Annotated in this window: 16 protein-coding genes; 8 read left to right on the top strand and 8 right to left on the bottom strand. The window is 62.8% G+C overall.

Annotated features, from left to right (window positions below; translation table 11 throughout):
* Window positions 1–111 precede the first annotated feature (111 nt).
* Window positions 112–546, top strand: a complete 435-nt coding sequence (locus CWE16_RS01600) for an HNH endonuclease (protein ID WP_131592436.1) — start codon at window positions 112–114, stop codon at window positions 544–546.
* Window positions 547–559: 13 nt separating this feature from the next.
* Here the strand turns inward: CWE16_RS01600 and CWE16_RS12210 are convergent, their stop codons facing one another.
* Window positions 560–769, bottom strand: coding sequence for a serine protease inhibitor (locus CWE16_RS12210; protein ID WP_236629503.1), 210 nt, complete (start codon window positions 767–769; stop codon window positions 560–562).
* Window positions 770–800: 31 nt separating this feature from the next.
* On the opposite strand from CWE16_RS12210, the gene CWE16_RS01590 reads away from it, so the two are divergent.
* Both CWE16_RS01590 and pdxA read left to right on the top strand, forming a co-directional pair.
* Window positions 801–1,793, top strand: a complete 993-nt coding sequence (locus CWE16_RS01590; RefSeq protein WP_131592435.1) for an SDR family oxidoreductase — start codon at window positions 801–803, stop codon at window positions 1,791–1,793.
* A 116-nt stretch (window positions 1,794–1,909) separates the two neighbouring features.
* On the top strand, window positions 1,910–2,941 hold the full coding sequence (pdxA, locus tag CWE16_RS01580) for a 4-hydroxythreonine-4-phosphate dehydrogenase PdxA (protein WP_131592434.1): 1,032 nt from the start codon (window positions 1,910–1,912) through the stop codon (window positions 2,939–2,941).
* Here the strand turns inward: pdxA and accB are convergent.
* Both accB and efp read right to left on the bottom strand, forming a co-directional pair.
* Window positions 2,919–3,416, bottom strand: coding sequence for an acetyl-CoA carboxylase biotin carboxyl carrier protein (accB, locus tag CWE16_RS01575; protein ID WP_131592433.1), 498 nt, complete (start codon window positions 3,414–3,416; stop codon window positions 2,919–2,921). The two genes, pdxA and accB, sit on opposite strands and share 23 nt — an antisense overlap.
* A complete protein-coding gene (gene efp, locus CWE16_RS01570) occupies window positions 3,413–3,976 on the bottom strand; it encodes an elongation factor P (protein ID WP_131455133.1) in 564 nt (187 codons plus the stop codon). The genes accB and efp overlap by 4 nt, the downstream gene beginning before the upstream one ends.
* Window positions 3,977–4,040: 64 nt before the next feature.
* Here efp and CWE16_RS01565 point away from each other — a divergent pair, with 64 nt between their 5' ends.
* Complete coding sequence (locus CWE16_RS01565) at window positions 4,041–5,114, top strand: peptidylprolyl isomerase (RefSeq protein WP_131592432.1); 1,074 nt, start codon at window positions 4,041–4,043, stop codon at window positions 5,112–5,114.
* 26 nt (window positions 5,115–5,140) lie between these two features.
* Window positions 5,141–6,127 (top strand): thiamine-phosphate kinase, encoded by a 987-nt coding sequence (gene thiL / locus CWE16_RS01560; RefSeq protein ID WP_131592431.1) that lies wholly within the window; start codon window positions 5,141–5,143, stop codon window positions 6,125–6,127.
* A gap of 97 nt (window positions 6,128–6,224) precedes the next feature.
* On the opposite strand, the gene gap is transcribed toward thiL, so the two are convergent.
* Complete coding sequence (gene gap, locus CWE16_RS01555) at window positions 6,225–7,247, bottom strand: type I glyceraldehyde-3-phosphate dehydrogenase (RefSeq protein ID WP_131592429.1); 1,023 nt, start codon at window positions 7,245–7,247, stop codon at window positions 6,225–6,227.
* 203 nt (window positions 7,248–7,450) lie between these two features.
* Here gap and murC point away from each other — a divergent pair, with 203 nt between their 5' ends.
* From murC to CWE16_RS01540, 3 genes are read left to right on the top strand one after another with little or no spacing between them, the layout of a single operon-like run.
* Window positions 7,451–8,902 carry a UDP-N-acetylmuramate--L-alanine ligase gene (gene murC / locus CWE16_RS01550; protein ID WP_131592427.1) on the top strand — a complete coding sequence of 484 codons (1,452 nt, stop codon included), beginning with the start codon at window positions 7,451–7,453 and terminating at the stop codon, window positions 8,900–8,902.
* Window positions 8,902–9,816 (top strand): UDP-N-acetylmuramate dehydrogenase, encoded by a 915-nt coding sequence (gene murB / locus CWE16_RS01545; protein ID WP_236629538.1) that lies wholly within the window; start codon window positions 8,902–8,904, stop codon window positions 9,814–9,816. The genes murC and murB overlap by 1 nt, the downstream gene beginning before the upstream one ends.
* Window positions 9,817–9,848: 32 nt before the next feature.
* On the top strand, window positions 9,849–10,190 hold the full coding sequence (locus CWE16_RS01540) for a YbaB/EbfC family nucleoid-associated protein (protein WP_131455127.1): 342 nt from the start codon (window positions 9,849–9,851) through the stop codon (window positions 10,188–10,190).
* On the opposite strand, the gene rsgA is transcribed toward CWE16_RS01540, so the two are convergent.
* The 4 genes from rsgA to grpE are packed head-to-tail and all read right to left on the bottom strand — an operon-like array spanning window position 10,165 to window position 13,258.
* Complete coding sequence (gene rsgA, locus CWE16_RS01535; RefSeq protein ID WP_131592989.1) at window positions 10,165–11,040, bottom strand: ribosome small subunit-dependent GTPase A; 876 nt, start codon at window positions 11,038–11,040, stop codon at window positions 10,165–10,167. The genes CWE16_RS01540 and rsgA overlap by 26 nt on opposite strands.
* 19 nt (window positions 11,041–11,059) lie before the next feature.
* The gene (locus tag CWE16_RS01530; protein ID WP_131592423.1) at window positions 11,060–11,302 is read right to left on the bottom strand and encodes a sulfurtransferase TusA family protein; all 243 of its coding nucleotides are present in this window, start codon (window positions 11,300–11,302) and stop codon (window positions 11,060–11,062) included.
* A gap of 3 nt (window positions 11,303–11,305) precedes the next feature.
* Window positions 11,306–12,433 (bottom strand): molecular chaperone DnaJ, encoded by a 1,128-nt coding sequence (dnaJ, locus tag CWE16_RS01525; RefSeq protein WP_131455125.1) that lies wholly within the window; start codon window positions 12,431–12,433, stop codon window positions 11,306–11,308.
* A gap of 45 nt (window positions 12,434–12,478) precedes the next feature.
* Window positions 12,479–13,258 carry a nucleotide exchange factor GrpE gene (grpE, locus tag CWE16_RS01520; protein WP_131592987.1) on the bottom strand — a complete coding sequence of 260 codons (780 nt, stop codon included), beginning with the start codon at window positions 13,256–13,258 and terminating at the stop codon, window positions 12,479–12,481.
* Window positions 13,259–13,362: the final 104 nt, after the last annotated feature.

The raw sequence follows: 13,362 nt of genomic DNA, 5'->3' as shown, positions 1-13,362 counted from the left end.
CAGGCAGGAAATGCTGTGATCCCAGAGCGAGATGAACCTTCTGAAATGCAGTCTTCGACACATTGACGCACCGGGAAGAGACGGCACACTGCGCACAACCGAGGCACTCGGATGCACAGCAGGGATGCGGTTTTCCTTGAAGATCTATGTCCCAAATTGCGTGTCCGACGATGGCGTCAATCCCTGCATAAGTTCACGGGCAAAAGTTGTATTTATTGCGGCAAACCATCAGAGTCGATTGATCATGTTCTGCCACGCAGTCGTGGCGGCTTGAGTGTGACTGAAAACTGCGTGCCGGCCTGCCTGTCCTGCAATGGACACAAGTCGGATGCCGATGCTTTCGACTGGTACCGGAGGCAACGCTTCTACGATCCCCGGCGGGCCATGGCGATCCGCGCCTGGATGGATGGCGATCTGCGCCTCGCCCTCAGACTTCTGCAGTGGGCCCAACCGGAGCTGGAAAGCAACACTGGCGATGACTTGGAGCACGATGACGCCCCCGGCAATGACGCCCAGAACGATGATTGGCTGCTGCAACCCGCCTGAACCTGAACTCCGCTCACCAAACGCGGCAGGCGACAGCGGAGTTATGGCGCTGGCAAATCGAGGCCTGCTGCTCAGGCTGCTCAGGCGCCAACAGAAACGCTCCTGAGATGCAGGCAGCAGCCACCAAGGCGGCACTAGTGGTGGACAAGGAGAGGCGCAGCGCCCGGCGCCGCGGCGCGATGATGGATGACGTGGGTACCAGGGTCAGGCAGGAGCCGGTCATGAGCCAACGGTGAACTAATACAGTTGTACTGATGCTCGACGATCTTGTCAACCGCTGCCCGCCTCTGCCGCCGGACGCCACCCTCCTCGTGCTGGGAGCCGGATTCAGTGGCAGCCATCTGGCCGCCCTCGCTCGACGCCAGGGGGCCAGGGTTCTCACCACGCGGCGCCTTCCCGATGAATCAGACCTTGGGTCGGTACTGCGCTTTGACAGCCAACTTGCCAAACATCCCGATCCGGAGCAGTTGAACGATGTCACCCATGTGCTCAGCACCATTCCTCCTGAACGCAATGGACAGGATCCGGTGCTGCGTTGTCTTGGGGAGCAACTGCAACAGCTCCCCCTGCAGTGGGTGGGCTATCTGTCCACCACCGGTGTTTACGGAGACCGCCAGGGAGGCTGGGTGCAGGAATCGGATCCAGCCAAGCCCACCCAGGAACGCAGCCAGCGACGACTGGCCTGCGAGCAGGCCTGGCTGGAATCTGGTCTTCCCGTACAGATTCTTCGCCTGCCAGGGATCTACGGCCCCGACCGCTCGCCGCTTCGGACAATTAGCCGCGGTGAACTACAACCGATCGACAAACCCAATCAAGTGTTTTGCCGCATCCATGTCGATGACATTGCAGGCGCCTGTCTGCACCTGATCGAACGTGCGGCGCAGGGGCAGCGGCCTGAGATCGTGAACATCAGCGACAACGAACCGGCCCCATCGGCCACGGTGCAACGCCATGCCGCCTCCCTACTGGGCGTGGCCATCCCCGAACCGAAGCCCTACAGCGAAGCCAGCGTCGCCATGAGCGCGATGGCCCGCTCCTTCTGGGCAGAGAACCGCCGGGTGAGCAATCATCTGCTCTGCCAGGAGCTTGGCTACACGCTGCTGCACCCTGATTTTCGCAGCGGCCTGCTCGACTGCCTCAAGGTGGAAGGATTCAGGGCTGCGGTGCCTTCTGCTGATCAGCCCCCTCCGACTCCGGAGCGCCCAGAATCAGCTCATTCCACTGGATCGGCTTCTCCGGATCAATGAATGTGAGACCGGCGTCATGGAGCAGACGGTGCCACTGCACCTCCAGCCAGCCCTGACGCAGGGCCGTTCCCAGGCCATACAGCAGAAGCCCTAGAAGCAACCAGCGCAGCATCGCCATGACGATCGAGTCCTCCGACGCTAATCAGACGCTGCTGATCGCCCTGGGTGATCCGGCGGGCATCGGCATGGAAGTGACCCTGAAGGCTCTCGCCTCACCAGCTCTGCCATCCGACCTGAACCCCCTGCTTGTGGGCTGTCGTCGCGCTCTAGAAGCCACGTATCAGCAGCTGCGGGCCAATGCTGCAGGCCCGCTGGCAGATCCAGACGGGCTACCGATGCTCGACCAACCCCTCAGCCACAAGATCGAGGCTGGAGACCCAAGCGCCATCAGTGGAGACAGCAGCTTTCACTGGCTGACCACCGCAACCCAAGCGGTGCTCCAGGGGCAAGGGCGGGCCCTCGTGACCGCACCAATCGCCAAACATGCCTGGCATGCCGCAGGCCATCACTATCCAGGCCAGACTGAGCGGCTGGCGGAACTATGCGGAACCGATCAAGCCTCCATGCTGTTCACGGCGGTCTCACCCTTGACTGGCTGGCGCCTCAACACCCTGCTGGCCACCACCCACATTCCACTTGCCACCGTCCCCGAACAGCTCACACCAGCCCGCATCCTGCACAAACTCAATACACTCGCCGCGTTCTGCCAGCGCTTCAACCCCAGCCCCAGGCTGCTGGTGGCAGGGCTCAACCCCCATGCCGGGGAACAGGGGCAGCTGGGGGATGAAGAGCAACGCTGGCTGGCACCTCTGCTTCAGGAGTGGTCCCAGGACCATCCCGAAGTGTCCCTGAGTGGACCGCTTCCACCGGACACCTGCTGGCTCAGTGCCGCCCGATCCTGGCAACAGGGGGCCTGCACTGACAGTCCGGATGGAATCCTGGCGCTGTATCACGACCAGGGTTTGATTCCCGTGAAGCTGCTGGCCTTCGACCAAGCCGTGAACACCACCCTGGGCTTGCCCTTTCTGCGCACTTCACCAGATCACGGCACGGGCTTCGACATCGCCGGGCGTGGAGTCGCCCGGGCAGACAGCATGGTGGCCGCCCTGCGAGCGGCCTGGGAGCTCAGCTCGACTGGCCGGGCTTGACCCGCATCAAAACCTGACCGAACTCCACTGGTGTGCCGTTGTCAACAAGGATCTCAATCACCTCACCGGCCACTTCGACCTCAAGCTCGTTCATCAGCTTCATCGCCTCGAGGATGCAGACGGTTTGACCGGAGTTCACCCGAGTGCCCACCTCAACAAAGGGATCCTCACCCGGAGCCGGAGCGCGATAGAAGGTGCCAACCATTGGCGCTGTGACGTCCACCAGGTCAGAGCGGGATGCCGACACCAAAGGGGGTGGGGTGGCAGGGCCAGCAGTGCTTTCCTGTCGCACCTCAATCGGTGCCGCAGAGGCAGTTGCTGGAGCGGGAGCTGCAGCAGCCACAGCGATGGTGGGGAGATTGCGACGAACCTCCAGGCGGAAGTCATCCCCCTCCAGGCGGAATTCCTGAATGTCGCTCTCCGAGAGCACTTCCAGGAGGCGATGGAGCTGGTCGTGATCAAGCTGCATGGTCATCCGTTCTCGCGGCCCAGATAAGAGTCGTTGCGGGTGTCGACCTTGATCTTCTCGCCAATCGAGAGGAACAGGGGAACCATCACCTGGGCTCCAGTCTCGAGAATGGCGGGCTTGGTGCCGCCGGTGGCGGTATCGCCCTTCACGCCAGGGTCGGTCTGCGTGATCTCAAGGACAACGGAATTGGGCAGTTCCACCTCAAGGGGCTTGCCATTCCAGGACACGACGCTGACCTCCATGCCTTCCTTGAGGTATTTGCGGCTGTCGCCAATCTGTTGGGCCGTGAGACGGGTCTCCTCGTAGGAACCCATGTCCATGAAGACGTAATCGTCACCCTCCATATAAGTGTGCTGAAGAGTGGCCTTCTCGAGCATGGCCTGCGGAAGCATTTCGCCGGCACGGAAGGTCTTTTCAACCACGCTGCCGCTCTGCACAGCCTTGAGCTTGGTGCGAACGAAGGCAGAACCCTTGCCGGGCTTCACGTGCAGGAACTCGACGACGCGCCAGACGGCACCGTCGAGCTCAATTGTGGTGCCGGTGCGAAAGTCGTTGCTGGAGATCATTCCCGCGGAACGGTTCAGGGGATCATACGGCTGTGCCAAAGTCCAGGCAGCACCTGGGTTCCCCATGGCACATCAGCGACTCTGCTCCCTGCTGATCGCCCTGATCACCGCCACTGGCCTCTGGCTGGCAGCACCGGCCTATGCCGGGCTGCCCCAGGGCAATGCCGTCAAGGATCCCGCAGCGATCCTCCGCGACGCACTCCCCTTCGATCAGGTAGACCTGCGCGAGCTCCAGCACCGACTCGAAGGCACCAGCGATGACCTGCGGGCGAAACGCTGGAGTGCCCTGGCCCGCTCCCTCAGCCGCAGCCAAGCGCTACTGGCGACGCGACGCAACACGATCCTCACCGCCATGCCCGAGGCGGACCAAGCAACAGCCGATCAGCTGCTCGATGCTGTCTCCGAAGGCATCCACCAACTCCAAGACGAAGTGGAGCGGCAAGACAAGTCCGCCTTCATCGACAGACGTCGATCCACCCTCAGCCTGATCGGTGATCTCGAAGCACTGCTGACGGACGACACGATCCCAGCAATCCCTGCGGAGTTCGACGCCCTGCCCCGCCTGCAGGGTCGCGCCACCGTGACCATCAGCACCAGCCAAGGCGATCTCACCGCGGTGGTGGATGGCTACAACGCTCCGCTCACCGCAGGAGCCTTCATCGATCTGAGCCTCAAGGGCTTCTACGACGGCTTGCCCTTTATCCGCGCTGAAGACTTCTACATCCTTCAGACCGGTGATCCCAAGGGGCCCGAAATCGGCTACATCGATCCGACCACCAAACAAGAACGCCACGTGCCCCTGGAGATCCGCGTTCCCGGTGAAGCGGAGACCTTCTACAACCAGACCTTCGAAGATGTGGGGCTCTACAAGGCCACTCCGACACTCCCCTTCGCCACCCTCGGCACCCTGGGCTGGGCCCATTCCGACCAGGCACTGGACGATGGATCGTCCCAGTTCTTCATGTTCCTCTACGAGGCCGAGCTCACCCCCGCCGGTCTCAACCTGGTGGATGGACGCAATGCGGCCTTCGGCTACGTCGTGGATGGCTTTGATGTGCTCGAGGAACTCGGTGTTGACGACAACGTGGTCAGCATCAAAGTGATCGATGGGGCTGATCGGCTGCAGCCCCACGCCTGAGCACGATCCCTTGGCTGAACGATTCCGTGGCTGAACGTCTGCGCGACCTGGGGGAAGCGGAGCTGATCCGTCGCCTGGCCGCTTACGCCCCTCCTGGTCAGTTCGAGGACGACACGGCCCTGATCGAATCCGATGGCAGCAAGCTGCTGGTGAACACGGATCTGCTGGTGGATGGCATTCATTTCAGTGATGCCACCACGGAGGCAGAGGATGTGGGCTGGCGGGCTGCCGCTGTCAATCTCTCCGACCTCGCCGCCAGCGGCGCTGATCACGTCTTAGGAATCACGGTCGGACTGGTCGCCCCTGCCGACACCCCCTGGCGCTGGGTGGAGGGGGTCTATCAAGGTCTTCAGGCTGCCCTGCACTGCCACGGCGGGGTGTTGCTGGGCGGAGACTGCACCAGCGGTCATCAACGCATGCTGGCGATCACAGCCCTGGGTCGCTGCAGTCCACTCCGTCTGCATCGCAATCAGGCCAGGCCAGGTGACTGGTTGGTGGTGAGTGGTCCCCATGGCCTCAGCAGGCTGGGGCTGGCGCTGCTCCAAAACAGCCTGGATCCGGCACTCGAAGGCATCGACCCCGCACTCTGCAAGCAGGCGATCCGCCAGCATCAACGCCCCCAACCCCGTTTCGATGCGCTGCACAGCTTGCTGGGCTGCAAACCGGATGGTCTGGAGTGGCGAGCAGGAGGCACCGACAGCAGCGATGGGCTGCTCACAGCGGTCAGTGATCTCTGCCGCAGCAGCCACTGCGGAGCACTGCTCGATCCCAGGGCGCTTCCCCTGGCCCAAGGTTGGCCCCAGACAGAGCCATGGCAGAGCTGGTGCCTGAATGGCGGGGAAGACTTTGAACTCGTGCTGAGCCTGCCCCCCGACTGGGCACGAGAATGGCTGGCCCAACAACCAGGCAGCCAGCGGATCGGCGAGATCAGTGACGCCAACGGTCAAATCTGCTGGAGCGACGGCAGCGGCGTGGTCTCTGCAGCAGCCGGATACACCCATTTCAGCGCTTAGGGGAAGACCAGCGGCCAGGAGAGTCCGCAACAAAAACCCCTCCATCCAGGAGGGGTTGAAACAGTCACGAACAGCACTCAGGAGAGTGCTTGTGTCATCACTTCCAGTTCTTGGCGACGATTTCGGCGAGATCAACCACGCGCTGGCTGTAGCCCCACTCGTTGTCGTACCAGGACAGGATCTTGACCTGGTCACCGCCCATCACCTTGGTGAGCTCGGCATCCACGATGGTGGATTCATCGGTGCCAGCGTGGTCAGTGGAGACCAGGGGCAGTTCGCAGTACTTGATGATGCCCTTGGCTGAACCTTCGGACGCAGCCTTCAGTGAAGCGTTCACCTCCTCCCTAGTGGTGTTCTTGCTCACGTTGAAGACCATGTCCACCAGGGACACGTTCGGGGTGGGAACGCGCAGAGCGAGACCGTCGAGCTTGCCCATCACTTCGGGGTAGACCAGAGCCACAGCCTGAGCAGCTCCCGTCGTGGTGGGAACAATGTTCATCGCAGCGGCACGGGCGCGGCGCAGGTCGCGGTGGCTGGCATCGAGGATGCGCTGGTCACCGGTGTAGCTGTGCACCGTGGTCATCGAGCCTTTGACGATGCCGAATTCCTGGTCGATCACCTTGACGATCGGCGCCATGCAGTTGGTGGTGCAGCTGGCATTGGACAGGATGTTGAAGTCCTCGTGGCGGTATTGATCAGCGTTCACGCCCACCACGAAGGTGCCAACACCAGGGCCCTTGCCAGGAGCGGTGAGGATCACCTTCTTGGCGCCGGCCTGCAGGTGCATGCTGGCTTTCTCATCGGTGTTGAACACACCAGTGGACTCGATCACTAGATCGATATCCCACTCCTTCCAGGGGAGGTTGAGGGGATTGCGGTCGGAGTAGCACTTGATCGTCTTGCCATTCACGATCAGGGTGTTGTCGGTGTAACCGATCTCTGCACCCTGAATACGACCCAACATTGTGTCGTAGGTGAGCAGGTGGGAATTGGTCTTGGGGTCGGAGGTGTCGTTCAGACCCACCACCTCGATGTCGGTGTTGGCCCCACGGCTGATCCAGCAGCGCATGAAGTTGCGACCGATTCGGCCGAATCCATTGATCGCAACGCGCAGGGTCATGGCAAAAGCGGCGGACCGCAGTGGGTGGTTTGGCCGCCGATCATACAGAAATCAATAGGATTCCCTTGTCCAAGCCCCTGCTGCAATCCCTGAAGACCCCAGGTGGGCGCCGAACCTGACAAGGGGTGGAGTGCTGACATGCGTGTCGAAGACAAGCTTTCGGCCGAGGACTGCCTTATCTTTCGGGCTCACGATCCAGCCCATTGGCCAGTTCGCTCAGCCGGCAGCAGCCCGTTCATTTCATCGGCATCGGCGGCATTGGCATGTCCGCGCTGGCGCTGATCCTGGCGGAACGCGGCTATCGGGTGAGTGGTTCTGAACCCAAGCGCACGCCGATCGTTCAGCGTCTGATCGATCAGGGCATCCAGGTGCTGGATTCCCAGGTGGCCAGCACCATCGATGGGCTGATCGCCACGTCGGAGCCAGCCCCGCTGGTGGTTGTCAGCACCGCGATTCCGGCTAACAATCCTGAATTCGCTGCCGCCCGCGCGCACGGTCTCAGCATCTGGCATCGCTCTGACGTACTCGCTGCTCTGATCGCCGATCAACCGTCGATCGCGGTGGCAGGCAGCCATGGCAAAACCACCACCAGCACAGTGATCACCACCCTGCTGGCGGCGGCTGGTGAAGACCCCACCGCCGTCATCGGTGGCGTCGTTCCTTGCTTCGGCAGCAATGGCCATGCCGGCACCGGCCGCTTCCTGGTCGCGGAGGCAGATGAATCGGATGGATCCCTGGTGAAGTTCGAGGCCGAACTCGGTGTCATCACCAATCTGGAACTGGATCATACCGATCACTACAAGAACCTTGAGGGTCTGATCGCCACCATGGGGCGTTTCGCCCAGGGTTGCGGTCGTCTGCTGGCCAACCACGACGACCCGATCCTGCGCGAGCATTTTCAAGCGGCCGCCTGGTGGTCTGTTCAACGGAGCGAGGGAGTCGATTTCGCAGCGCTACCGGTGGCACTAGACGGCGACCGCACCATCGCCGACTTCTTCGAAGCTGGGGAACCGATCGGGCAAATCACCCTCCCCCTGCCTGGGCTGCACAACCTCAGCAACGTGACCGCAGCGCTGGCTGCCTGTCGCTTAGCGGGCGTGAGCTTCGATCAGCTGAAGCAGGGACTTGAACAGCTGCAGGCCCCGGGTCGGCGCTTTGATTTCCGCGGCGACTGGCAAGGACGCCAGATCGTGGACGACTACGCCCATCACCCCAGTGAGGTCCGCGCCACACTCAGCATGGTCCGCCTGATGCTCAACAGCGGACGCAGTCCCCTGCCCCGAGCGCCCCAACGGTTGATGGTGGTCTTCCAGCCCCACCGTTTCAGCCGTACCCAGGAATTCCTCGAGGAGTTCGCTGCGGCCCTGACCCTGGCCGATTGCGTTCTGCTCGCCCCCGTCTACAGCGCCGGTGAAGCACCGATCGCCGACGTGAACAGCCACGCACTGGCCTCGTCCCTGCATCGATTGGCACCGGAGCGTCCCGTTCTGGTGGCCGACAGCCTGGAGGAGCTCACCGTTCTGGTTCAGGAGCACAGCCGGCCCGATGACCTCGTGCTCGCCATGGGCGCCGGTGATGTCAACAGCCTCTGGAGCCGTCTTGCCGACGACACGTCTTCCTCGAAAGCCTCATGTCGCTCACCACTGGCGGCCTGATGGAGCTTGAGCAGTCGGGCTTGCTGCGTCGGAAGGTCGCTCTCGCCGACTACACCACCTGGCGCGTGGGTGGTCCGGCCGAATGGCTGGCGGAACCAGCAGACATCCACCAGCTGCAGGAGCTGCTGCAGTGGGCTCAGATCGAATCCCTACCGATCCGGGTGATCGGTGCAGGCTCCAATCTGCTGATCAGCGATCGCGGGCTGCCGGGGCTCACCCTTTGCCTGCGGAAGTTGCAGGGCACCCAGATCTGTGGCGACAGCGGTGAGGTCAGCGCCTGGGCCGGAGAGCCGATTCCCACCCTGGCGCGCCGGGCTGCCAAGGCCGGTCTCCACGGCCTGGAATGGGCCGTGGGCATTCCAGGCACCGTGGGAGGCGCCGCCGTGATGAACGCGGGAGCCCAAGGGGGCTGCACCGCAGAACGGCTGGTCTCAGTCGACGTTCTCGATCTCCAGGGCACCAGCGGCGAGCCCATCACCCTCACCAGCGAAGTCCTCGACTTTTCCTATCGGCACAGTCGCCTGCAAAGTGCCGAGCACCTGGTGATCGCCGCGCGATTCCTGCTGGAACCCGGTCATGATCCAGCCGAGCTCAGCCGTCGCACCAGCGACAACCTGTCCCATCGCACCACCACACAGCCGTATCAATGGCCGAGCTGCGGCAGCGTGTTCCGCAATCCCGAACCACTCAAGGCCGGTCAACTGATCGAGTCACTGGGCCTGAAGGGCCGTCGGGTTGGTGCCGCCGAGGTCTCCAACATCCACGCCAATTTCATCGTGAATCTGGGAGGAGCGACCGCTGCCGACATCGGCAATCTGATCGACCTGGTGCAAACCGAGGTCGAACGGGATCGAGGAATCCGACTGCACACCGAAGTGAAGCGCCTCGGCTTCAGCGAGTCGCCCTCGCCCTGACCGCCTAACCTGCCGGTTCCTCCAAAGGCGTCATGGCAGGGTTCGGACTCCCCAATTTCGGTCAGCTCACGGAAGCGTTCCGGAAGGCCCAGCAGATCCAGCAGGACGCCCAGAAGCTCCAGGAGGAGCTCGACGCCATGGAACTGGAAGGCACATCAGACGATGGCCGGGCGAGTGTGTGGCTGTCTGGCAATCAGCAACCCCTGCGGGTGCGCTTGGATCCAGCTCTCCTGTCAGAAGGCACAGAAGCCTGTGAAGCGGCCGTGCTCGCAGCACTCAAGTCGGCCTATGAACGCTCCACCGGCACCATGAAAGAACGCATGGAGGAACTCACAGGCGGCCTCAACCTCAACCTCCCCGGGATGGGCGGCTGAGGGCAAGCATCTCCTCGACGGCACGCCGGTAAAGGGGATAGCGATCCCAGTCCTGATCGATCCCACAGCCAGGTTCGCCCCGGTGCAAACAATCACGGAATCGGCAGGGTTGATCCTCTAGACGCCGACGCAGCTCTGGGAAAAGCACTTCCAGGTTCTGCACATCACCGGGCAGCTCAGGACGGTTGAAGCCAGGAGTGTCGGCCACCCTCGCGCCTGAAGGGAGGGTATGAAGCTCCACATGACGGGTGGTGTGGCGGCCGCGCTGCAGACGACCGGACACAGCCGCAACCCTGAGCTCCAACCCGGGGATCAAACCGTTGAGCAGGGAGCTCTTACCCACTCCAGATGGACCACAGAGCACTGAGAGCGACCCCTGCGCCAGCCTGGAACGAAGCGTTTCCAGTCCCATGCCCGAACGGCTGGACACCGCCAGGGGGTCATAGCCCCAGCCACGCAAACGCTCGACCAGCGCCTGCTGCTGCTCCGCTGGGATCAAATCGCACTTACTAAGCAGCACATGCACCTGCAGGCCGGTCTGCTCCGCCGTCAGCAGAAAGCGACTGGCCTGATCAGAATCAAAGGCAGGCTGCTCCACGGCCAGAGCCACCACCACCGCGGTGACATTGGCCACGGGTGGACGCGTCAACCAGCTGCTGCGCGGGTCCACCTCCGCCACCACGGCGCGGTTGTGCTCCCGATCAATCGCCTCCACCCAGACCCGATCACCGACATGCACCGCGGCACCGCGATGGGCGAGTCGCGTGCGACGGGTGCAGAGCAGGCGAATGCCCGCCTCCGGATCATCCAGCTCCACCTCCAGATAGTTGGCCTGAAGGGCCACCACCATTCCGTGCCGGCGGTCGGAATCAACCACCAGCGCAGGTCACGTGAAGTCTCAGCCAGTCGTCCGTGGTCTCCTGCACCGACACGGCATGACCCTCCCGCTCCAGACCGGGCAACACCATGGCTTCAGGTTCGCCTCGATCCAAGACCAGCTCCAAGACAGCCCCTGATTCCAGGCCCTCCAGGGCCAGTCGTGCCCTGATGAAATTCACCGGGCAGGGGGTGCCCCGAAGATCAAGTGACGAATCGGGCTCGGGAAAGGGCACCGTTCAGCGTTGTCCGAACAGGCGGGCAAACAATCCGCTCTTGTGGTGGTGATGCTGTTCACCCCGGGCGGAATGGTGGCCGGCCAGATCCTCCAGCAGGGTCCGCTCTTCCGCATTGAGGCGGGTGGGCAACTGAACGGTGACCGTGATGCGCTGGTGACCTCGGGCCACGGGGTTGCCGAGCTTGGGGATGCCTTTGTTCTCGAGGGTGAGCACGGCATTGGGCTGGGTGCCGGCAGGAATCTCGAGGCTGGAAGGACCATCGACGGTCTCCACCTCGATCGTGTCGCCAAGAATGGCCTGGAGATAGCTCACCTTCACTTCGGAAAGCACGGTGAGGCCATCCCGTCGCAAGCTGGGATGGGGACGAACGGTGAGGAAGACATAGAGATCCCCTGAGGGACCGCCGCGCTGGCCGGCATTGCCCTCTCCGGCGACCCGCAGTCGGGTGCCTGTATCGACACCGGCAGGGATGTTGATCCGCAACTTCTTACGAACCTGCTGCACCCCCTGGCCACCGCAGGCGGAGCAGGGATCAGCGATCACCTGACCACTGCCATCACAACTGGGACACTCCGCCACCTGCGTGAAGCTGCCGAAGGGAGTTCGGGTTGCACGTCGCACCTGACCAACACCACCGCAGGTGGTGCAGGTGGTGGGTCCACTGCCGGTTTTGGCGCCGCTGCCGTTGCAGGTGGTGCAGGTTTCCAGGTGGGGGATACGGATCTCCTGCTCCTGACCAAACACCGCCTGCTCGAAATCGATCGTGAGGTCGTAGCGGAGGTCATCGCCCTGTTGGGGTCCGCGGCGGCGCTGCTGCCGCCCACCTGCAGCTCCACCAAAGCCGCTGAAGAAGGTTTCGAACAGATCGGCGAAGCCACCCATGTCGCCCATGTCGGGCATGCCGGCAGCACCACCGAGACCGGCCTCACCGAACTGGTCGTAACGGGCACGGGTCTGAGGGTCGCTGAGGACCTCGTAGGCGCGGCCGATCTCCTTGAAACGATCCTCAGCACCAGGATCCTTGTTGACATCCGGGTGGTACTGGCGAGCCAATCGCCGATAGGCCCGCTTCAGGTTGTCGGCATCGGCATCCCTTCCGACCCCGAGCAGCTCGTAGTAATCGGCCATCAGCTCGTCATCCCGTTCATCACCCTAAGGGCCAGCTCCAGGCGATCAAGCGGACGCATCACTGGAGTCTCCAGTCTCCGCGGAGCTGCTGTCGGCATCGGGATCGGCATCGGCATCGGCATCGGGACGAGCTGCAGCCCCACCTTGGGGACCGGGCCCCATGGAGACCTTGACCATGGCGTGGCGAAGCACCCTGCCATTGAGGTGATAACCGCGCTGAAGCTCCTCGATCACCACATCCTCATGGTGCTCGTCGCTGGGTTCCCGCAGCACTGCCTCATGCAAGGTCGGATCAAAGTCCTGACCCACGACTCGCATCGGGGCCACTCCCAGCTGTTTGAGCACATCCACCAACTGCTTGTAGAGGCCCTGATAACTGCGATGCAGCGACTGCGCCTCTTCGCTTTCAGGGTTGAGCTGCTGGCGGGCCCGCTCAAAGTTGTCGACCACCGGCAGGATCTCGCTGAGGGTGCTGCAGGTGAGCTGCAGCTTGAGGTCGTCCTGATCCCGGCTCTGGCGCTTGCGGAAGTTGTCGAAATCGGCAGCGATGCGCATGTATTGACTGCGCAGGGCCTCATGTTCTTCCCGAAGGCTGCTGTGCTCGCGCTCCAGCTGCTCGAGCCGGGCACTGTTGTCAGCAGCAGACTCGGTCGACCCATCGGCCGTTGCACTGGCCGTTGGGCTGTCCATCGAACCAGCGGAGCCATCGGTCGAGGGATCTGAGGGCTGCTGCGCGGCGGAGTCAGGACTCACAGATGACGACGGAACCTCAGAACCGCCACCAGCGGTGGACTCATGTGCAGGGGAGGAGAGATCGCCACTCATGCTGACCGGGACCGAATTCACGTCTAGACATGTTGAAGGGTGAGGCGCGCCTCCCACAAGCGGCGGAAGCCCGCACCTCCGACCCATCACCTTGCATCGTCTGC

It is taken from the genome of Synechococcus sp. BS55D, assembly GCF_004332415.1.
Classification (GTDB): Bacteria; Cyanobacteriota; Cyanobacteriia; order PCC-6307; family Cyanobiaceae; genus Synechococcus_C.
This window is presented reverse-complemented; position numbering and strand designations above follow the sequence as displayed.

Excerpts from the sequence above, each read along its gene's own strand:
- CWE16_RS01600 (WP_131592436.1), top strand. The coding sequence starts at position 112 with ATGCACAGCAGGGATGCGGTTTTCCTTGAAGATCTATGTCCCAAATTG.
- CWE16_RS12210 (WP_236629503.1), bottom strand. The coding sequence starts at position 769 with ATGACCGGCTCCTGCCTGACCCTGGTACCCACGTCATCCATCATCGCG.
- CWE16_RS01590 (WP_131592435.1), top strand. The coding sequence starts at position 801 with ATGCTCGACGATCTTGTCAACCGCTGCCCGCCTCTGCCGCCGGACGCC.
- pdxA (WP_131592434.1), top strand. The coding sequence starts at position 1,910 with ATGACGATCGAGTCCTCCGACGCTAATCAGACGCTGCTGATCGCCCTG.
- accB (WP_131592433.1), bottom strand. The coding sequence starts at position 3,416 with ATGACCATGCAGCTTGATCACGACCAGCTCCATCGCCTCCTGGAAGTG.
- efp (WP_131455133.1), bottom strand. The coding sequence starts at position 3,976 with ATGATCTCCAGCAACGACTTTCGCACCGGCACCACAATTGAGCTCGAC.
- CWE16_RS01565 (WP_131592432.1), top strand. The coding sequence starts at position 4,041 with ATGGCACATCAGCGACTCTGCTCCCTGCTGATCGCCCTGATCACCGCC.
- gap (WP_131592429.1), bottom strand. The coding sequence starts at position 7,247 with ATGACCCTGCGCGTTGCGATCAATGGATTCGGCCGAATCGGTCGCAAC.
- murB (WP_236629538.1), top strand. The coding sequence starts at position 8,902 with ATGGAGCTTGAGCAGTCGGGCTTGCTGCGTCGGAAGGTCGCTCTCGCC.
- CWE16_RS01540 (WP_131455127.1), top strand. The coding sequence starts at position 9,849 with ATGGCAGGGTTCGGACTCCCCAATTTCGGTCAGCTCACGGAAGCGTTC.
- rsgA (WP_131592989.1), bottom strand. The coding sequence starts at position 11,040 with ATGGTGGTGGCCCTTCAGGCCAACTATCTGGAGGTGGAGCTGGATGAT.
- dnaJ (WP_131455125.1), bottom strand. The coding sequence starts at position 12,433 with ATGGCCGATTACTACGAGCTGCTCGGGGTCGGAAGGGATGCCGATGCC.
- grpE (WP_131592987.1), bottom strand. The coding sequence starts at position 13,258 with ATGAGTGGCGATCTCTCCTCCCCTGCACATGAGTCCACCGCTGGTGGC.